The following is a 20473-nucleotide window of genomic DNA, read 5'->3' on the forward strand; positions in this document are numbered from 1 at the left end:
TTCATCTATCGTTATGTATTGGTTTCTGTCTGCTAGTATTTCCTAGAGCTGGACGGAATAAACACAACTTCCACGATAAATAAAAAACTCCTGAATCAAAAGATTCAGGAGTCATTCAAATGGGCTTATGCTGATGTTTTTGTATCTTTATTCACGACTGTACCGTCTTTTAAGACAAGACGTGGCGGCTCACCATCAGCAACCGTTGCACCAGTAATGACACATTTCTCAATATCATCACGAGATGGAAGATCAAACATCACATCAAGCATGATGCCTTCAATGATGGAGCGAAGACCACGAGCTCCTGTTTTACGCTCAATTGCTTTTTTCGCAATTTCGCTAAGAGCATCTTCTTCAAACTCAAGCTCAACATCATCAAGCTCAAGCATTTTTGTATATTGCTTAACGAGCGCATTTTTAGGCTTCGTCAAGATTTCTACAAGTGCTTTTTCATCTAACGGCTCTAGGCTTGCAATAACCGGAAGACGACCGATGAATTCTGGGATTAAACCGAAGCGAAGTAAGTCTTCTGGCAGAACTTTTGATAGAAGGACTTCTTTCTCAAGATCTTCAATTTTATTTTCCGCACCGAATCCAATGACTTTTTGACCTAGGCGGCGTTTGATGATTTGCTCAATGCCGTCAAAGGCTCCACCACAAATGAAGAGGATATTTGTTGTATCAATTTGAATGAATTCTTGATGAGGATGCTTACGTCCACCTTGAGGCGGTACACTAGCGACTGTTCCTTCAAGAATTTTCAAAAGGGCTTGCTGTACACCTTCCCCAGATACATCACGAGTGATAGAAGGGTTTTCTGATTTTCTTGCTACTTTATCGATCTCATCAATGTAGATAATGCCTTTTTCAGCTTTTTCTACATCATAATCTGCTGCTTGGATCAGCTTTAGTAAAATATTCTCTACGTCTTCCCCAACGTAACCTGCTTCTGTTAAAGACGTCGCATCTGCAATCGCAAATGGAACATTTAAAATACGTGCAAGCGTTTGAGCAAGTAATGTTTTACCGCTTCCTGTAGGTCCAATCATAGAAATGTTACTTTTCGAAAGCTCAACATCATCAATCTTACTGTTGGAATTAATCCGCTTGTAATGGTTATAAACCGCTACAGCTAAGGATTTCTTCGCATTCTCTTGTCCGATGACATATTCATCAAGAATTTCCCGGATTTCATGAGGTTTCGGAACATCCTTGAATTCAACTTCTTCCTCAGTACCGAGCTCTTCTTCAACTATTTCCGTGCAAAGCTCGATACATTCATCACATATATATACGCCAGGTCCTGCGACCAGTTTACGCACTTGATCTTGCGTTTTTCCGCAAAACGAGCATTTTAATTGACCTTTTTCCTCGTTGAATTTAAACATTCTTTCACCCCTTATTCTTCTTCACTTGCCTGTAGCTAACAGTCAGCTACCCTTCTGGGTCCAGTATGTATGCATTTTACCATACTTTCCTAAAAGACGGTAATGATGTGTTTGTAACACTGCACATTGAGATATGTATGACAGAAAGATGCGACTTACACTATCGTTTCCAAAAGAAGCGATGATAAGTCAAAAATTGTACAAAACAAGGCACGAGTCACTCGCGCCCTGTTTTATTATTATGCACCATATTAACGGTTTTCTACAAGAAAATCAATTGCTTTACGAACTTTTAAATCTTCTTTCATTGCTTCAGTAGAACCGATCGCTTGTTTGATATTTTCAATAGGCATGTTGTATGCTTCAGCCATTTTTGAAAGTTCTTCTTCCACTTCTTCATCAGACACTTGTAAGTCTTCTGCAGCAGCAATTGCTTCAAGAGTAAGATTAGATTTTACGCGTTTAGCAGCATCTTCTTTCATTTGCTCTTTTAGCGCATCTTCATCTTGTCCAGAGAACTGGAAGTAAAGCTCAAGGTTCATCCCTTGCATTTGAAGACGTTGTTCGAATTCTTTCATCATGCGGTCTAGCTCAGTGTCAACCATCGCTTGAGGAACGTCAACTTCCGCATTTTCAGAAGCTTTTGCTACTAGCTCTTCACGAAGTTTGCCTTCTGCTTCGTTTTCTTTTGCTTCTTCAAGACGTTTCTTCGTTTTTTCAGTTAATTCAGCAATCGTTTCTACTTCTTCATCAACATCTTTAGCGAACTCATCGTCAAGTGCTGGAAGTTCTTTTGCTTTGATTTCATGAATTTTCACTTTGAATACAGCTGGTTTACCTGCAAGGTCTTCAGCATGATATTCTTCTGGGAATGTCACTTCAACGTCTTTTTCTGCACCTGCTTCAAGACCAACCAATTGCTCTTCGAAACCAGGGATGAATGAACCAGAACCTACTTCAAGAGAGTAGTTCTCAGCTTTTCCACCTTCGAATGCTTCTCCATCAACGAATCCTTCGAAATCAAGAACAACTGTATCGCCGTTTTCAATTGCGCCTTCTTCTTTGACAACAAGCTCAGCTTGACGGTTTTGCATAGCTTTTAATTCTTCTTGGACATCTTCATCAGATACAGATGTGTCGTCTTTTTCTACGTTAAGACCTTTGTAGTCACCAAGTTTTACTTCTGGCTTCACTGTTACTTTTGCAGTGAAGATTAAGCTTTCGCCTTTTTCGATTTTCTCAACATCGATTTCAGGGCGGTCAACCGGCTCGATACCAGCTTCGTCGATTGCTTTTGGATATTCAACTGGAAGAAGAATATCTAGTGCATCTTGATAAAGAGATTCTACTCCAAAACGCTGCTCGAAAAGACCACGTGGTACTTTCCCTTTACGGAATCCAGGGATTGATACTTGCTTAACTACTTTCTTAAATGCATCATCAAGTGCTTTGTTAAATGTTTCAGCGTCAACTTCTACTGTTAAGACACCTTCGTTACCTTCTTGTTTTTCCCATTTTACTGACATGTGTGTTTCCCTCCAAAAATCTATTCAGATTGTGCGTTGTTACATTCTAAAGCATCATAAAGACTTCGTCCAATCAAAAACCACGCACTCCGCTAAAGAAGCGGTCTTATGTATACAACATTTGACTTGATTATACATAACGTCTTTCAACCGTTGGAATCTTACAACCGCACGATATATGCACAAATACAACCATTATATTATAACATAACAAGTCCGTCTTTCAACTAAATCGACAAATTACAAATAAGAAATTTCTTCAATATCTTTCAGCATTGTACAAGCTTCTCTCAGCTCTCGTTCGTTAAAATCATACAATAAATGCAATTCTTCGAGATCAATCTCGATCCCATGCATTTCATAGCCGACTTTATGAAGTGCCGCAGCCCAAAGATTCGGATCCGTATATTTAGGAAGAAATGGATATAGCACAAATAAGTGCCGGCGCCATAACTCTTCAACCCCTTGGTAAAGGGTTGGGTTCTCATTACCGAGTGTGTCATCGAGCTTTCGAAGGACTTGCTGAAGCAGTGGCATTTGCTCTGGCTTGACAGCCTCAGAAGGAACAAGCGTTAAAGAATCACCGAACTTCGTCACATGAACCGGCTTTGCCACATCATGATCTGACAGAAGTTGCAGGATCAATGATTTGACCAAAGGGTTTCCATCAGGCTTTTGTAGGATCGTATTTAATAGACCCATATGCGGCGTGATGTTTCGGTCTTTCAGCGAATGGATGAACTGCACCTGCTCTTCTGGCCGCTCGAGCATTTCATCTATATTGATTTCTCCGCTGCCTTCCTCGTCTTCGTCTAAAATCTCTTCTGGTGATTCAATCATCTTTCTGCTAAATTCAAGCAGTTTATAAAAATGCTCCGCGCTTTCTGCTGGAAGGTGATTTTCTTCAAGGACAGCCTCAATTGTTTGTTTGACTTCCTCGTACTCTTTCAGCTGAATTAAGATGGTCATATACACTTGAAGCACAGTGAAATAGTGTCCATATCCTTCATGTAGCATCTTTTCACATACTCGCTTTGCATCCTGCAGCTCACCAAGCTCTAGAAAACAAATCGCCATACCGAGATGAATATCGGATTCTTCATCGTCATCATACGATTTCGCTTCTGAAAATAAGTGAAGCGCCTCTTGATACTGTTTATCTTTTAATGCTGCCATTCCTTTTTCAATCAGTCTTTCTTTCAGACCAGGAAACAAAATGACATTATCTTTCTTCTTGTCATGTTTCATGCTTACGTTCCTTTCGGGCGCATATTTTTTATCAGTTTACCAACGAAGGTTAGTAAACACAAGTAACGAGAGGTTTTCATGCAAAAAAGAAGCCGTCACACCACGGGGACGGCTTCTCGTTGTTTATGCACGCAGCCAGCTGCTACGTTTCTCTTCAAATGCCTGAATCTCATCTTCTAGTAACAATGTTAATGAAATCTCATCATAGCCATTCAGGAGCATTTCTCTCCAGTGTGGATCTACATCGAAAGGAGTAACATTCCCTTCATGGTCTTGAATCTGTTGTTTTTCCAGATCAACTGTCATTTCATATCCTTTGTTTTCATATGATGCAGCAAACGTTTTCCACACATCATAATCAAGGCGGATCGGAAGCATCCCATTTTTAAAACAGTTTTGATGAAAAATATCGGCGAAAGATGGGGCAATGACAATTTTGAAGCCATAATCATCAAGTGCCCAAGGCGCATGTTCCCTTGATGACCCGCAGCCAAAGTTTTCGCCTGCGATCAAAATAGAGGCTCCTTCATAAATCGGCTGATTGAGTTCAAAATCTGGATTCGGACTGCCATCTGCTAAATATCGCCAGTCGAAGAAGGCAAATCGGCCATATCCTGTTCGTTCGATTCTTTTCAAAAACTGTTTCGGAATGATTTGATCTGTATCTACATTTATACGGTTAAGCACAGCGGCTTTTCCTTTATGAGTGACTAAAGGCTCCATCTATGACACAACTCCTTACACGACTGTTTTCTCTTGATTAAACTTCCTGACATCGACAAATCGGCCATGTATGGCAGCCATTGCAGCCATTGCCGGGCTGACTAGATGCGTTCTTGCACCCTTCCCTTGACGTCCCTCAAAGTTACGGTTTGATGTAGATGCACAACGTTCACCTTCTGGCACCACATCGTTATTCATGCTGAGGCACATACTACAGCCAGATTCTCTCCATTCAAATCCTGCTTCTAGGAAAATTTCATGAAGACCTTCTTCTTCTGCTTGCAGTTTGACACTTTGTGAGCCAGGAACCACAATCGCTCTGACATGATCGGCTACTTTTTGGCCTTCAATCATAGAAGCGGCTTGGCGTAAATCAGTCATTCTTGAGTTCGTACATGAGCCAATAAACACATGCTCAATCGTAATATCTTCAATACGCTGATGCGGGTGAACCCCCATGTATTCATAAGCACGCTTTGCTTCTTTTTGATCATCTTCTTGTGCAAAATCTTCAGGTCCTGGAATTTCTGCATCCACAGGGAGCACCATTCCTGGGTTAATTCCCCACGTGACCATTGGTGAAATATGATTTCCATCTAAAACAATGGTTTTATCATAGGTCGCACCCGGATCTGTTCTTAGTTCTTTCCATTCTTTGATCGCTGCTTCAAAATCTTCACCCTGCGGTGCGTATTTGCGTCCGCGGCAATATTCAAAGGTCACTTCATCAGGTGCGATCAATCCTGCTCTTGCGCCTGCTTCAATTGACATATTACAAACGGTCATCCGCTCATCCATTGACATGTTTCTGAATACTTCCCCAGTGTATTCAATGACATAACCTGAACCGAACTTCACGCCGTGTGCGCCAATGACTGCCAAAATGACATCTTTGGCTGTTACCCCTTTTTGAAGCGTTCCGTCTACTCTAATTTCTAGTGTCTTCGGACGCTGCTGCCAAAGTGTTTGTGTGGAAAGTACATGCTCAACCTCACTTGTGCCAATCCCAAAGGCAAGTGCACCAAATGCGCCATGAGTAGATGTATGACTATCTCCACACACGATTGTTTTCCCCGGAAGTGTTAAACCAAGCTCTGGTCCAACGACATGAACGATTCCTTGGTCTACACTGTGAAGGTCAGCTAGACGGACCCCGAATTCAGCACAGTTGCGCTCTAGAGCACTGACTTGCTTCTTCGCAATCTCATCTTTGATCACAAATCGATTCACAGTCGGAATGTTGTGATCCATCGTCGCAAATGTGTTTTGTGGTCTTCGCACCTTGCGCCCTTTTTGTCTTAATCCTTCAAATGCTTGAGGTGACGTCACCTCATGCACCAAGTGCAGATCAATATATAAAAGGTCTGGTTTTCCCTCGCCATTTTTGACAACATGCTGATCCCATATTTTTTCGATGATTGTTCGAGGCATAACCCTTTTTCCTCCCTCTACCTAATTCAACAAGATTTCTATTTATACAATTGATTTCGTACGTTGTTTGAGTGCATCTACAACGGCTTTCGTGATATCATCAGTCGTTTCATACGTTCCCTCTTTTGATGCTAGGTCCTTTGTTCGTTTGCCAGAGGCAAGAACGGCTTCCACAGCTGCTTCAATTGCAGCCGCTTCTTCTTCTAAAGCAAAGGATGTTCTAAGCAAGCTGGCTGCTGACAATATAGTAGCCAGAGGGTTTGCGACATTTTGCCCCGCAATATCGGGTGCTGAACCATGAATCGGCTCATATAAATGAAGGCCGGTGCTTGATAAACTAGCAGATGGCAACATGCCGAGTGAGCCAGTAATCATAGATGCTTCGTCACTTAAAATGTCACCAAACATATTCTCTGTCACGATGACATCAAATTGAGCGGGCTTATAAATCAGCTGCATCGCGGCATTATCGACGAGCATGTGCTCATATGCGACATCTGGATATTGTGATGCAACTTCTTCTACCGCATCCCGCCATAGTTTACTCGAAGCGAGAACATTTGCTTTATCCACAGACGTTACTTTTTTCCGTCTCGTTAACGCCATGTCGAACGCTTCTTTTAATACACGAACAATCTCTTCCTTTGTATAAAGAAGTGTATCAACCGCAGCTTCTTTTCCTTCATCATCCATGTAGCGCTCACTTGGTTCGCCAAAGTAGAGGCCTCCAGTTAATTCACGAACGATGACGAAATCTACTCCGCTAATGTGATCTTGTTTTAACGGTGAAGCCTCACTCAAGCTATCAAATACTTTGACAGGGCGGATGTTCGCAAATAAGTCCAACTGCTTGCGAATGGAGAGCAAGCCTTTTTCTGGGCGAAGTTCTGGCGGGTTTTGATCCCACTTTGGTCCGCCAACGGCTCCTAATAAAATCGCATCTGCGCTTTTGCACACTTCTACTGTTTCTTTAGGGAGCGGATTGTTTTTTTCATCTATCGCTATACCGCCAATGAGAGCTGTTTCGAATTCAAATTCGTGTTGAAATTGAGCCGCTGTCTCTTTCAGGACAGCGACGGCTGATGTGACGACTTCCGGTCCGATTCCATCGCCGGGCAAAAGTGCAATTTTCTTTTTCATGAGTCCCTTCCTCCTTTCTTATGAGATGGCGTGATGTTTCTCAATTTCTATTAGGTTTGATTTAAAGATTAAATGTCTATTCACTGCATTGACGTAAGCTTTAGCCGATGCTTCCAGCACATCTTGTGCTACACCGCGTCCTGCTGTTTCTTTTCCTTCTATTGAAACAGTGACATATACTTCCGCTAGTGCGTCTCTGCCTTTTCCATTGGATTGAATACGATAATCTAGCAAATGAATTCTTTCCTCCATACAGCGCTCAAGCGTGTTGTACACAGCTTCTACACTGCCTGCACCTGTAGCTGCTTCTTGAATGACTTCCTGCGTTTCTTGATTTTTAAGAGAGACTGTTGCTGTCGGCATTTGCTCTGTCCCATAGTGAACTTGAAGACTTTCAAATTCATAGCCGATTTTCCGGTCTGCTACTTTTTCTTCTAATATAATAGAGATCAAATCATCATCTGTGATTTCTTTCTTCTTCTCTGTTAAGTTCTTAAATGTCTCGAAGAACTTATTGATTTCTTCTTCAGTCAATTTAAAGCCGAGTGTTTTTAAGCGGTCTTTAAACGCGTGTCTTCCGGAGTGTTTACCAAGGACAAGCACATCTGTTGTGACGCCTACAAGCTCTGGAGAGATAATTTCATAGGTTGTTTTTTCTTTGAGGAATCCATCTTGGTGAATACCTGATTCATGGGCAAATGCATTGTTTCCAACGACTGCTTTATTACGCGGTACAATCATACCTGAGTATTTGCTCACTACATCACTTGTGCGCTTAATTTCATTCAACTGAATGGTTGATTCGACTTGGTAAAAGTCTTTGCGAATATGAAGGGCAACTGCAATTTCTTCTAAAGCAGCATTTCCTGCGCGCTCTCCAATACCGTTGACAGCTGTTTCAATTTGATCTGCTCCATTTTCAATGGCAGCAAGTGAGTTCGCTACAGCCATTCCTAAATCATCATGACAGTGTGCTGACAAGATGACTTGATCGATATTTGGAACGTGTTCCTTCATATATTTAAAGATATTTCCGTACTCTTTTGGTGCTAGGTATCCAACAGTATCAGGCAAGTTAATGACACTTGCGCCTGCGTCGATCACTTTTTCTACAATTTCTGCTAGGAAAGAAAGATCTGTCCGGCATGCATCTTCTGCTGACCACTGAACAACTGGGAAGCGCTCTTTCGCGTATTTCACCATTGAAACAGCTTGTTCAACCACTTCTTCACGTGTTTTCTTTAGCTTATGCTTGAGGTGAATGTCAGAAGTCGCAATAAAGACGTGTATTCTTGGTTGAGCTCCATCTTTTAATGCGTCCCATGCAGCATCAATGTCACCTTTCACACATCGTGCAAGTCCTGCAACTGAACAGTTCTTAATCGTTCTTGCAATTTCTTGTACGCCTAAGAAATCCCCTCGGGATGAAGCGGGAAAACCCGCTTCAATAATATTAACCCCAAGGCGCTCAAGCTGCTTAGCAATGATTAGCTTTTCTTGTGCATTTAAGTTCACTCCTGGTGATTGCTCTCCATCTCGAAGTGTTGTGTCAAAAAAATTAATTTTTCGCACCGACGCTCACCGCTTCCTTTTTCTTTCCTTGTTTAACGAAAGGCATCATTTCACGAAGCTTTCTTCCGACGATTTCAATTTGGTGCTCATTTTCATTTGCATTGATCGCATTGAAACGTGGACGATTCACTTGGTTTTCAACAATCCATTCTTTTGCGAATGTTCCGTTTTGGATGTCAGTCAAGACTGCTTTCATTGATTCTTTTACTTTTGCATCCACAACGCGTGGTCCTGATACGAAGTCACCCCACTGCGCTGTATCAGAGATTGAATATCTCATACCTTCTAATCCTTCTTCATACATAAGGTCAACGATCAATTTCAGTTCATGCAGACACTCGAAGTATGCAAGCTCTGGCTGATAACCAGCTTCTGTTAATGTTTCAAAACCTGCTTTTACTAATGAAGTAAGACCTCCACAAAGAACTGCCTGCTCACCGAATAGATCCGTTTCTGTTTCTTCTTTAAATGTTGTTTCAAGAACGCCTGCTCTTGCTCCGCCGATTGCTTTTGCATAAGCAAGTGCTTTGTCTTTCGCTTGACCTGATACATCTTGATAAATAGCAAATAGTGCAGGTACACCAGCGCCTTGCTCATATGTTCTTCTGACAAGATGTCCTGGACCTTTTGGAGCCACAAGATACACATCTACGTCACTTGGAGGAACAATTTGATGGAAGTGAACGTTGAATCCGTGTGCGAATACAAGAGAGTTGCCAGCTTCTAATTGATCTTTGATTTCTTCATCATATACTTTCTTTTGCTGTTCGTCAGGAAGTAATACCATGACGACATCTGCTTGTGCTGCTGCTTCTTTTACTGTGAATACTTGATGACCGTCTTCTTGTGCTTTTGTATAAGATCCGCCTTTTCTCACACCGACAATCACATCTACGCCGCTCTCTTTTAAGTTCAATGCATGTGCATGACCTTGTGATCCGTAACCAATGATAGCTACCTTTTGACCGTTTAATACGTTTTCTTGAATATCACCGTTATAATATACTTTTACCATTTGACTCTCTCCTTTTGTTTAGACAATTGAAATTGTTTTATTTGTTTGCGGCTTTTGCTGATTATCTCTCGCAAAGGCCGTGGTGCCAGTTCTGGCGACTTCTTTAATGCCGTATGGCTTAAGTAATTCAATGAGTGCTTCAATTTTTGAAGACTCACCTGTCACCTGAATGACGACACTCTCTCTGCTCACATCTACAATAGAAGCTCTAAAAGGTTCAATGACCCCAGTGATCTCCATTCTAGATGCTGGTGCAGATACGACTTTTATCAAAGCCAGCTCTCGCTGAACGATTGATTGGTTTGTAATATCCGTTACTTTGAGGACATCGATTTGTTTGTTCAGCTGTTTTGTCAGCTGTTCGATGTCTTTCTCCTGGTCTACATGGACGACGAACGTGATGCGTGATACATCTTGAATCTCAGAATGGCCGACCGTAATGCTTTCAATGTTGTAGTGTCTTTTCGTAAAAAGGCCTGTGATTCTGTTCAGTACGCCTGATCGATTTAATACAGTCAACACAATAATTCTTTTCAAGGTTTCACCCCCACCATCTCATGAAGTCCTTTCCCCGGTGCTACCATCGGGAATACTTTCTCATCTCTCGCTACATTGACATCGATGAAAACAGGCTCTCTAGACGTTAATGCTTCTTCTAGCTTTTCTTGCGCCTCTTCGTCTGATGAGATTCTGATCCCTTTAATGCCATAAGCTTCAGATAATTTCACGAAGTCTGGCTGCTCTGAAAATTTAGAATGTGAGTAGCGTTCTTCGTAAAAAATTTCTTGCCATTGTCTTACCATTCCAAGACTGTGATTATTGAGAACAATCACTTTCACTGGAAGGTTCAGCTCACGGATAACGGCAAGTTCTTGCAGGGTCATTTGGAAACCTCCGTCTCCTAAAATCGCCACAACCGTTGCCTCTTGATCAGCTAGCTGCGCGCCAATCGCTGCCGGTAAACCAAATCCCATTGTGCCAAGCCCACCAGATGTCACCCATTTATCGGCATTTTCAAATGGATAGAACTGTGCAGCCCACATTTGGTGCTGTCCGACATCAGTTGCCACAATGGCTTCACCTTTTGTAAATTGATGAATGTATTCGATCAGCTTTTGAGGCTTAAAGCCTTCAGCTTCGTTTTCGACATACCAGAGCGGATATTCTTCCTTCCACTGATTTAGCTGGCTCTTCCACTCGTCTGATTCACCTTGTTTCCCGTCCTGCTTGATCAGTTCTTGAAGCACTAGCTTACTATCACCAACAACCGGGATATGAGTGTGAATGTTTTTACCAATTTCCGCTGGGTCGATGTCAATATGAGCCACCTTCGCATGCTTTGCAAAATGATTGAGGTTGCCGGTTACCCTGTCATCAAATCTCGCTCCGATTGAAATGAGTAAGTCACATTGATGTAGTGCCATGTTCGCTGCGTATGTGCCGTGCATACCCGCCATTCCTAGGAAAAGAGGATGCTTTGCCGGGAATCCACCAAGCCCAAGCAATGTATGAGCGACAGGGATTTGCTGCTGCTCTACATATTGCCTTAATTCTTCCGACGCTTTGCCATGTAGAACGCCAGCTCCTGCTAGAATAACCGGTTTCTTTGCTCTGCTTACAGCTTCTACTAACTTGCGAATTTGCAAATAATTCGGCTCAATTTTCGGCTGATAACCAGGCAAATCGATTGGCTGATCGTATTCAAATGTCCCTTCAATACCAGCGACATCTTTTGGAATATCAATCAAGACTGGACCAGGTCTGCCGGTTGTTGCGATGTGAAATGCCTCTTTAATGACACCCGGTAACTCTTCTGGACGTCTCACTTGATAGCTGTGTTTTGTGATTGGCATTGTGATACCAAGTACATCTGCTTCTTGGAATGCATCTGATCCAATGACTGAGGTTGCCACCTGTCCAGTGAAGATAACCATAGGTAGTGAATCAATCATCGCATCTGCAATTCCTGTGACTAGGTTTGTTGCCCCCGGTCCTGATGTGGCAATAACAACGCCTGGTTTACCAGATACTCTTGCGTATCCCTCCGCTGCGTGAATCGCTCCTTGCTCATGTCTTGGCAGAACATGAAATAAACCAGAATCGTAAATTTTATCGTAGATTGGTAAAACGGCTCCGCCAGGATAACCAAAAATGACTTCTACTTTTTCTCTTTTGAGTGCTTCAATTAACATGAGTGCACCGTTCATCGTTTGTGGTGCATTTGATTTTTCCGTCTCCATTTGTACATTTGTCCCCATTTGATTTCCTCCTCTTTGTCTTGCTTCAGTCAAGTCCTTTCACCCTTTTCCATTCAAGATAGAGATATGAGACCATATAAAAAAGCCTTCTCACCCCACAATGACACTACTTTTCACTAGGTCAAAGGGGCGAAAAAGCTTTGTTTTTCGCGGTACCACCCTTGTTCACGGCAAATCATGCTGCCGTCTCATGGACATCTTTCATCCATTTTGGTAACGAGTGATGCAATGTCACTCGGTCTGCCCTACTATCATTTCAAGCAGACACTCAGAGGTGAGTTCACTTTAGAAAGTAACACCGGTTTCCAGCTAGCACCGGCTCTCTGTAGATACTGACTCTAAAGCTACTAGTCCTCTTCAACGTTTATCGATATCTATTTAGCTTGCGTGAATGTTCTCATCGGTAAAGACTACTTTTTCTCCTTCTTCAACGACTCGCTTGCGGAATTGTTCAAGAAGTTTGTTTGTGTGGAACCCTGGCTTTCCTTCGCCAATGATACGGCCGTCAACTTTTACAACAGCGATGACTTCGGCAGCGGTTCCTGTCAGGAAGACTTCTTCAGCTGTATACACATCATGTCTTGTGAAAGGTTCTTCTTTCACTTCGTAGCCTAAGTCTTCTGCAATCTCCATGATGGCATTTCTTGTGATGCCTTCAAGAGCGCCGATATAACCTGGCGGTGTATAGAGCTTACCTTTTTTATAAATAAACACATTGTCTGCAGAACCTTCTGCCACGTACCCTTGATCGTTCAGCATCAGCGCTTCACTCACACCGGCCATATGGGCTTCGATTCGGACAAGAATGTTATTCAAATAGTTTAATGATTTCACTTTTGGACTTAGTACGTCAGGACGATTTCGCCTTGTCGGTACTGTCACAATATCAATACCTGTTTCATATAGGTGCTTTGGAAAGATGGCCAGCGGCTCTACAATGATCACTGTGTTGGCTCTCCCGCAGTTGTTTGGATCTAAGCCAAGATCACCGGCTCCTCTTGAGACAACAAGGCGGATATAGGCATCTTTTAGGCCGTTCCTTTCAACTGTATGAATCATTTTTTCAGTGAGCTCCTCAAGTGAATATGGAATGTTCAGCATAATGGATCTAGCGGAATCATACAGGCGATCTAAGTGTTCTTTCATTCGAAAGATATTTCCGTTATATACACGTATTCCTTCGAACACACCGTCACCATATAAGAAGCCATGATCATAAACTGAAATTTTCGCATCCTCTTTTTTCACGAGTTCATCGTTTAAAAAGATCCACTGTTCCTTTTGGTCTTCCATCTTCAGTGAGCACCCTCTCTTTCAAACAAAAAGTAGTTGAATTTTCAGACACTTTATATTGAAGTGTCTCACGCTTACTCTGCGTGTCTGTTTGCTTTTGTTGAACCCATCTTACGCCGCTTTCCATACAGTGTCAACAGCATTTTTAAAATTATTAGACAATTTAGACTAATCAAAATAAAATGTATACGCTTACACCTTTGCTAGACAAGGAATGAAAAAACTTAAAATTTTTTGTATTTTTTCTTCAATTTATTTACTCTACATGAACGGTTTTCTTTTGAACAAGCTTTTGTAATATTTTTTCACACGGTTTTTGAAGAATATTGTGAGATTTCATTGCGTTTGTTTTTTCCTTCAGCATGCCTTTCTAAAGCGTTTTCCTATGAATTTGTGATAGAATGAGAGCATCTTATAGAAGGAGGGCAATACATGGCTAACATCAGAGGTTATATCGGAACGTATACAAAAGGAGACAGTAAAGGAATCTATTCTTTTACTTTAAATACGGACAAGCAGCAGATTGAACAAGTAGAAGTGGCTGCAGAACTTGAAAATCCTACATATTTAACTGTCTCAGATTCTCAAAAGTTTGTGTATGCTGTTGTGAAAGAAGGAGCACAGGGCGGTCTTGCTGCGTATCAAATTGATACCGACACCGGCGCACTTCGTTTCATCAACCAAGAGCTTGCCGATGGGGCTTCTCCTTGTCACGTCAGCGTGGACAGCCAAACGAAAACGGCGTTTACAGCAAACTATCATAAAGGAACAGCAGAGATGTATGAAATTGATGCTGAAAACGGCTCAGTGATCCGCACACTGTCACAGGCGCAGCATGAAGGCACTGGACCAAACGAAGACCGTCAAGAAAAACCGCACACTCACTTTATGGGTTTGACACCTGATGAACAATTTGCAGTGGCTGTTGACCTTGGCACAGACGGTATTTATACGTATAAGAAAGAAAACGGCAAACTTGAGCTTGCCCATACATTTGAAACAAAACCAGGCAGCGGCCCTCGTCATATCACATTCCACCCAACGAAACCTGTGGCCTATGTCATGACAGAGCTCAGCTCAGAGGTCATTGTACTTCGTTATTTTGAAGATGGTCATTTCGAAGAGATCCAAACGATCGCAACCATTCCTAATGACTTCACAGAGAATAATCAAGGCAGCGCCATTCATGTGTCTTCTGACGGTCAATTTGTGTATGCAGGAAATCGTGGACATGACAGCATTGCCATTTTCAAAGCAGATCATGACGGCAAACTAAGCCTCGTTGAAATTGCTTCATCTGAAGGAAATTGGCCTAGAGACTTTGTCCTTGATCCAACAGAAGAATTTCTCGTTGGTTCAAACCAAGAATCTAGCAACCTTGTGTTATACAAACGTGACAAAGAAACCGGTCGACTCACTGTCTTACAATCAGACATCACCGTTCCGCATCCGGTTTGCGTGAAATTTTTAGGGTAATGAAAAAAGCCTCCGTTTAGGAGGCATTAGATTGTTGACAAAGGGCTAAAATGAACTTTATTTTAGCCCTTTGTCTTTTTTTCAGCGTAGTTGAAAACCCTTGAAGTCTAGGAAGAACGAGCACCGAAGCGCAGGACTGACAAAGAATGCGAGGGTTTGTCTACACTTTTAAGAGGCTTTTCTTTAAGCAGACGGCATACCGCCATCTTCAAGCTTTTGATCAATGAAAGACGTATCGCTTTTTTCACCGAACCATTTTCCCAGCCTGTCTTTCGCTTTTCCTTTGACATCGTCATCAATGTACATTGCCACTTGAAGCAGAGCAAATGTGATGGCGCCTAGATCATCTGTGTAGCCGATCCCCACCAATGTATCAGGGATCAGATCAATCGGAAGGATAAAGTACCCTAGCGCCCCAATGATGAGGGTTTTCGCTTTAACCGGTACTTCGGGTTTTTGCAATGTATAATAAAGTAATAACACAGCATAGACAAGAGAAACTCCAGCTTTTTGTGCCGTCTTTTTTAACTTTTTCCAAAAGGCATGATCATTAAAATGCTTCTTTGAACGCTTTAATAGTTCTTTTTTCTCAGAACGATTCATCGTATCGCCTCCATATTCAGCATAGCCCTTCCACCTTATTTATACAAGAAATCCACTCATTCGACAAACAAAAAGCAGCAGAAAGCTGCTGCGTTCTACTGCTCTTTGTAAAATTTTTCGATCGCCTTATCGATGTATACCCATCCTTTATACGACACATGAATCGTATCCTTAAAGAAATATGGGTCATACTCATGAGAAGTCAAATCTGCGACTTCATACCCATTATCTCGAATTTGACGATTGATTTTTTGATAATAATCTGTACGTCCCTCTTTCGGAAAACCAGTGTAATCATACCATTTTCCGTTGACGGGAATCGTCACAAATAAAGGCTTCGCCCCTGCCTGTTTTAAAATATCCAGCATGATCTGGAAATCTTTATATTCAGGTGATTCTGCATAAGAATTGTCGCGACGAGAATCCTTCATCTTTTTCATGATCGGCTTCAGCTTGCGGTCAAACAGTCTCTGATCAATATAAAACGGGTTGTCCCCTGCTTTTTCAGATCCTAAGACGCTCGCTTCTTTTTCAAGCTCAGTCCATGTTTTCCCTTTCACTGAAGGAGACGGACGAAGCTTGCGCTCATGCCCAGACCCGATCGTATAGTACATGTCTTTCTTTTGAAGCATGCCATAATACATTTTTGCAATAGGAGAAATCGCACCAAAGGCGAATTTGTTCCCAGAAAGCTCTGCTTTAAAAAGCTCTGTAATGACCATGTCGTTCTTTACTGCCTTAAACTTCATGATTCTTTTAATGAGCTCTTTTTTAACAGCTGGATCAATTTCTTTATTATAAGCGAGATCAAGCGCCTGAAGCGCTGAATAGTTAGGAGCAAAGTGATTCTCGTCTGATCCCCATTTGACAAACCACTGCGGGGACACGATAAACACAAGCTTTTTCCCTTTTAATTCATCCATATGCGCTGCAAAGTTCATGGCATGAATTAATGATTGCGATCCACCTTTTCCAACAAGATAAGGTGTAAACCCTTGAGGATTTTCATGAAAGAAATTCGTAGGGTGATATGGATCAAAACGTGATAGTTCAGAAGATCCATAGATCGGCAAATAAGTTGGATCTTTTAGCATTTCATCTTGTAAATAAAGCCCTTGGAACATCCCTGGATCTAATTCTGTGGCTGACTTTTGTAATTTGTCTTTTGGGATCAGATGTGAGAGCCATGCATTTGGTACAAGAAGAACACCAATGAATAGAACAGCCGCTAAAATAAGCGGCCCAAAAAAACGCTTTTTCATTACTTCATCTCTGCCAGCTGCTCAGCAATGTGATTCGGTGTATCCCACACATCACGATCAAACTCTGTAATCGGAACAGTAATTCCAAGTTGACTTTCAATTGCCATAAGTAGTTCTACTGTACCAAATGAATCTAAAAGACCTTCGTCAAAAATTGCAATCTCTGGATTTTCTTTCACAACGTCGTCCTGACAAACCTCTGCAATAATACCGTATACTTGATTTTTAAATTCCATAATTTTCTACTCCCTTAATCATTAATGATGAAATGGTTTTCCTGAAAAAATATAAAATCCGAAACAAATCACATGGAATGTAATAATGATCGACACAACCATTGTGACCTTATTATCCGGCCACCACTTGTGCTTTTTATTCCACTTCTCAAATAAATTGTAACCGGACATCACAACTGCATGGTATAGTCCGTAAATAATATATTGAAGGGCGAGACCATGCCAAGCACCCATCAATAGAAAGAGTACAAAGTACCCAATATTTGATACAGCCATCCGGTTCTTGATCCACTTCTTCTTTGTCATAAAGAACACAAATCTCATAAACACATAATCTCTGAACCAGAAGGATAGCGACATGTGCCAGCGATTCCAGAAGTCTTTAATATTACGGCTGATAAACGGTTTATTAAAGTTTTCTGGTGATTTAATACCCATGATATAACTCACACCTACAGCAAATGCTGTATATCCAGCAAAGTCAAAGAACAAATACATACTGTACGCATACATATACGTTAACTGTTGAACAAAGTGACTGCTGCTAATGTGGTGAATATTCATGAGAATATATGTGTGAATGAGATAACCAATAATGAACTTATATAAGAACCCGATAAAAATTTTATGAATCCCTGCATATAAAAGATCACTGTACACTTCTTTTTCAGGCGGTGTATCCATATCCTTTTCAAACCGGCGGTAACGGTCAATTGGACCTGACGAAATCGTCGGGAAAAAGACGATGAAATAGACCAAACGGTGAATCGGGATTTTCTTTTTAATCAAGCCGTCTCTCGTCTCGATAATTAACTGAACACCTTTAAATGTTAAGTACGAGATCCCCAAAAAGCTCAGCCAGTTCATTGGTGGCGGTTGATGCGGCTGATGAGTTAAAAAGAACGGTAAAACCTTTGATAGTACAAGCGGCAAAATCGATGCCACCACTGCCATATAGAAGACAGACGCCTTGTTCGCCTTCAACCGGTACGCAAGATATAGGCGGATAATCAAGACTTGCCATACTGTGAACAAGAACAGCAACAAAGCGCCATGTGCATCCTTTGAGAAAATAAGCGCGAGTGCCACAACCGTTGCAAACATGTTGTAGCCCTGCATTCTTTTGCCGCGAAGACCAAGAATCATCGTCGGCAAAAGAAGAATACCAATTAGAATGAAGAAAAAGAATGAACTAAACGGAATCATAGAAGAACCTCTTTCGCGATTCTTTTACGGTCAACCTTCCCGTTTGGCGTCATGTACAGCTGCTCAAGATAGACAAACTTTCTTGGAATCATGTACGCAGGCAGTGAATCCGCCATTTCTTTCTTAATCGCACTTGTCAGCTGATATTCTTTTTCAAAGGAATGCTCGGTTGGGACAATTGCTGCAATTAAGTACTCCACATGCCCGTTTGGCTGAAACGGCACAATCACACAAGCATTGACATAGGTTGTCTCGCTTACATGATATTCAATTTCTTCAAGCTCCATTCGGTATCCATGTAGCTTAATTTGATAGTCCAGACGACCGTGGCACGTAATCAAACCATCCTGCGCCACACCTGCGTCACCTGTGCGGTAAGCAGGGCGTCCTTCGTATTCAAAGAACACTTTATCCGTTAAGGCTTGTTCACCTAAGTAGCCTCTCGTGACGCTTGGCCCCACGATGACAATTTCCCCTTTTTCCCCATCAGGGAGTGTCTTGCCTTCTTCATCTAAAATGACGATATCTGTATCCGGTTTGGCATAACCCACTGGTAAAGAATCGTGCTGATCAAGAATCTCCTGCGTGACTTCAATCGATGTAATCGCAACAGTTGCTTCAGTTGGACCATACGTATTAAAGACCTGCGCCTTAGGAAAACGCTCAAGAAGCGCACTTGCTACAGAGACAGGAAGTGCCTCACCGCAGAAAAGGAAAACGTTTAGCTTTGGTAAAAGCTCCCCTGTAAAGGAAGGATCCATTAAGCACATTTGCACAAAGGAAGGTGTGGATGTCCACACTTCAACGTCAGATTGACCAAGCGCTGCAAACATATCCTTCGGCTTATTCACAAGATCTTTCACTAAACAGTAAAGCGTGCCGCCTGATTGAAGCGTTGGATAGAGATCCATCACTGATAAGTCAAAAGAAAACGGCGCTTGATTTAAGAACGTGCGCCCCTCACCAATTGGGAAATCGCGGCACATCCACTCTGTAAAACTTTCTAAATTATTGGCTGTTACCTGAACGCCTTTCGGTTTTCCGGTACTGCCAGACGTGTAAATAATGTAGAAAACATCATCTTGTTGAACCCACTGCGTGGATGGGGGTGCTTCTTTTTCAAGTGCTAAAAGCGATGCCGCACTCTTCACTTCAATATGTTCTTCTACATCTAATACATTCTGCTCATTTGCACATATCAATAGACTGGCTTTTGAGCTTTCAATGATTGAGACGATGCGCTCGACAGGTATTGAGATATCGACCGGAATATAGGGTCTGCCTGATTTCACAGTACCTAAGAAAGAAATCAGCATCTCTGGCTCCATATGACCGTAGACAATGACAGGTTCACTGCCAGCTGCGACTGCATCGATCGCACCAGCCATTTGGTCTGATAGACGCCAAAGCTCATCATATGTGATCGAAGCATGTTGAGAAACAAATGCTGGCTGTGTCGGTTTCGTTTGTTGGTATTCATGAATCGTGTGTAATAGTTTCATAGTTTAATCTCCAATTAAAAATCGTTGTAAATGAATGATCCCGTATTTGCTGTATGGAATCCGTAAATAAAGAACAATAATAGCAAAATAAGTAAGTAAAAGCTTGTATATCCTATCCATTTTACAGACTTATTTTCTGATAGCTTTTTGAATAGCATATTGATAACCTCTTTTCTTTTGACACTTATAAAGACGCATGGATCATCAAAAGAGTTTCATATCAAAACATAAAAATTTTAAGAATTGATGAAAAAAAGATGTCCAAAGTATGAACGTGTCTTCAGGCAAAGCTGTCTTATTGTAACAAAGATTTAATGTAATTGAAATGAAATAGAAGCTTAAATTTGCCTTAAAATTGGTGAAAGCTGTCGAACAAACGCAAAAGCCACCTAGTTAGACTAGATGGCTTTGTTGTTATTTACTTTTTATATTTATTCACTTCGAACATGAGAATGTTGTTGAATACCACATAGTCCTTTTTACTTTCAAAAGGACCTTTGTTGTTGTCATGCTCGTCAATTTCATAAAACCCAGGACCTTCGCCGGCATCTCGCTTTTTGCCAGGATGGAAAGGTCAAATTACTTCAGCAG

At 41.6% G+C, this 20473-nt stretch carries 18 protein-coding genes, 1 pseudogene and 1 other annotated feature; of the genes and pseudogenes, 1 reads left to right on the top strand and 18 read right to left on the bottom strand.

Annotation, left to right across the window (positions count from 1 at the left end; genetic code table 11):
- Positions 1-125: 125 nt before the first annotated feature.
- The 11 genes from clpX to ilvE all read right to left on the bottom strand — a co-directional run bounded on the left by clpX (position 126) and on the right by ilvE (position 13597).
- On the bottom strand, positions 126-1391 hold the full coding sequence (clpX, locus tag NST15_RS12795; RefSeq protein ID WP_007501568.1) for an ATP-dependent protease ATP-binding subunit ClpX: 1266 nt from the start codon (positions 1389-1391) through the stop codon (positions 126-128).
- 251 nt (positions 1392-1642) lie between these two features.
- Positions 1643-2917 carry a trigger factor gene (gene tig / locus NST15_RS12800; RefSeq protein ID WP_008342839.1) on the bottom strand — a complete coding sequence of 425 codons (1275 nt, stop codon included), beginning with the start codon at positions 2915-2917 and terminating at the stop codon, positions 1643-1645.
- A 240-nt stretch (positions 2918-3157) separates the two neighbouring features.
- Positions 3158-4165 carry a DNA damage checkpoint antagonist DdcA gene (ddcA, locus tag NST15_RS12805; RefSeq protein WP_008342841.1) on the bottom strand — a complete coding sequence of 336 codons (1008 nt, stop codon included), beginning with the start codon at positions 4163-4165 and terminating at the stop codon, positions 3158-3160.
- 123 nt (positions 4166-4288) lie between these two features.
- A complete protein-coding gene (gene leuD / locus NST15_RS12810; protein ID WP_008342843.1) occupies positions 4289-4888 on the bottom strand; it encodes a 3-isopropylmalate dehydratase small subunit in 600 nt (199 codons plus the stop codon).
- Positions 4889-4903: 15 nt separating this feature from the next.
- A complete protein-coding gene (gene leuC, locus NST15_RS12815) occupies positions 4904-6319 on the bottom strand; it encodes a 3-isopropylmalate dehydratase large subunit (RefSeq protein WP_008342845.1) in 1416 nt (471 codons plus the stop codon).
- 42 nt (positions 6320-6361) lie between these two features.
- Positions 6362-7459, bottom strand: coding sequence for a 3-isopropylmalate dehydrogenase (leuB, locus tag NST15_RS12820; RefSeq protein ID WP_056705888.1), 1098 nt, complete (start codon positions 7457-7459; stop codon positions 6362-6364).
- A gap of 18 nt (positions 7460-7477) precedes the next feature.
- Complete coding sequence (locus NST15_RS12825) at positions 7478-9031, bottom strand: 2-isopropylmalate synthase (protein ID WP_008342850.1); 1554 nt, start codon at positions 9029-9031, stop codon at positions 7478-7480.
- Positions 9018-10046 (bottom strand): ketol-acid reductoisomerase, encoded by a 1029-nt coding sequence (gene ilvC / locus NST15_RS12830; protein ID WP_007501581.1) that lies wholly within the window; start codon positions 10044-10046, stop codon positions 9018-9020. The genes NST15_RS12825 and ilvC overlap by 14 nt, the downstream gene beginning before the upstream one ends.
- 18 nt (positions 10047-10064) lie before the next feature.
- A complete protein-coding gene (ilvN, locus tag NST15_RS12835; protein WP_007501584.1) occupies positions 10065-10583 on the bottom strand; it encodes an acetolactate synthase small subunit in 519 nt (172 codons plus the stop codon).
- A complete protein-coding gene (ilvB, locus tag NST15_RS12840; RefSeq protein ID WP_008342854.1) occupies positions 10580-12304 on the bottom strand; it encodes an acetolactate synthase large subunit in 1725 nt (574 codons plus the stop codon). The genes ilvN and ilvB overlap by 4 nt, the downstream gene beginning before the upstream one ends.
- A 122-nt stretch (positions 12305-12426) precedes the next feature.
- Positions 12427-12674, bottom strand: a binding site (T-box leader).
- Positions 12675-12682: 8 nt separating this feature from the next.
- Positions 12683-13597, bottom strand: coding sequence for a branched-chain-amino-acid transaminase (gene ilvE / locus NST15_RS12845; RefSeq protein ID WP_008342856.1), 915 nt, complete (start codon positions 13595-13597; stop codon positions 12683-12685).
- A 432-nt stretch (positions 13598-14029) separates the two neighbouring features.
- Between ilvE and NST15_RS12850 the strand changes: the two genes are divergently transcribed.
- On the top strand, positions 14030-15073 hold the full coding sequence (locus tag NST15_RS12850; protein WP_342498573.1) for a lactonase family protein: 1044 nt from the start codon (positions 14030-14032) through the stop codon (positions 15071-15073).
- 183 nt (positions 15074-15256) lie between these two features.
- Here the strand turns inward: NST15_RS12850 and NST15_RS12855 are convergent, their stop codons facing one another.
- From NST15_RS12855 to NST15_RS12885, 7 genes and pseudogenes are all read right to left on the bottom strand, one after another.
- The gene (locus tag NST15_RS12855) at positions 15257-15676 is read right to left on the bottom strand and encodes a YkvA family protein (RefSeq protein ID WP_058213892.1); all 420 of its coding nucleotides are present in this window, start codon (positions 15674-15676) and stop codon (positions 15257-15259) included.
- Between the two features lie 95 nt (positions 15677-15771).
- Positions 15772-16938 carry a D-alanyl-lipoteichoic acid biosynthesis protein DltD gene (gene dltD, locus NST15_RS12860; protein WP_342498574.1) on the bottom strand — a complete coding sequence of 389 codons (1167 nt, stop codon included), beginning with the start codon at positions 16936-16938 and terminating at the stop codon, positions 15772-15774.
- Positions 16938-17174, bottom strand: coding sequence for a D-alanine--poly(phosphoribitol) ligase subunit 2 (gene dltC / locus NST15_RS12865; protein WP_003216498.1), 237 nt, complete (start codon positions 17172-17174; stop codon positions 16938-16940). The genes dltD and dltC overlap by 1 nt, the downstream gene beginning before the upstream one ends.
- Positions 17175-17195: 21 nt before the next feature.
- Positions 17196-18380 carry a D-alanyl-lipoteichoic acid biosynthesis protein DltB gene (gene dltB, locus NST15_RS12870; protein WP_025207735.1) on the bottom strand — a complete coding sequence of 395 codons (1185 nt, stop codon included), beginning with the start codon at positions 18378-18380 and terminating at the stop codon, positions 17196-17198.
- Positions 18377-19882: a D-alanine--poly(phosphoribitol) ligase subunit DltA gene (gene dltA, locus NST15_RS12875; RefSeq protein ID WP_058213893.1), complete on the bottom strand. Its 1506-nt coding sequence runs from the start codon at positions 19880-19882 to the stop codon at positions 18377-18379. Before dltA ends, dltB begins: the two co-directional genes overlap by 4 nt.
- A 14-nt stretch (positions 19883-19896) precedes the next feature.
- The gene (locus tag NST15_RS12880; protein ID WP_024427820.1) at positions 19897-20046 is read right to left on the bottom strand and encodes a teichoic acid D-Ala incorporation-associated protein DltX; all 150 of its coding nucleotides are present in this window, start codon (positions 20044-20046) and stop codon (positions 19897-19899) included.
- Positions 20047-20300: 254 nt separating this feature from the next.
- A pseudogene (locus NST15_RS12885) lies at positions 20301-20441 on the bottom strand (DUF1668 domain-containing protein); the annotation flags it as partial.
- Between the last annotated feature and the right edge of the window lie 32 nt (positions 20442-20473).

The organism is Bacillus sp. FSL R5-0820 (assembly GCF_038593385.1).
GTDB classification, from domain to species: domain Bacteria; phylum Bacillota; class Bacilli; order Bacillales; family Bacillaceae; genus Bacillus; species Bacillus altitudinis.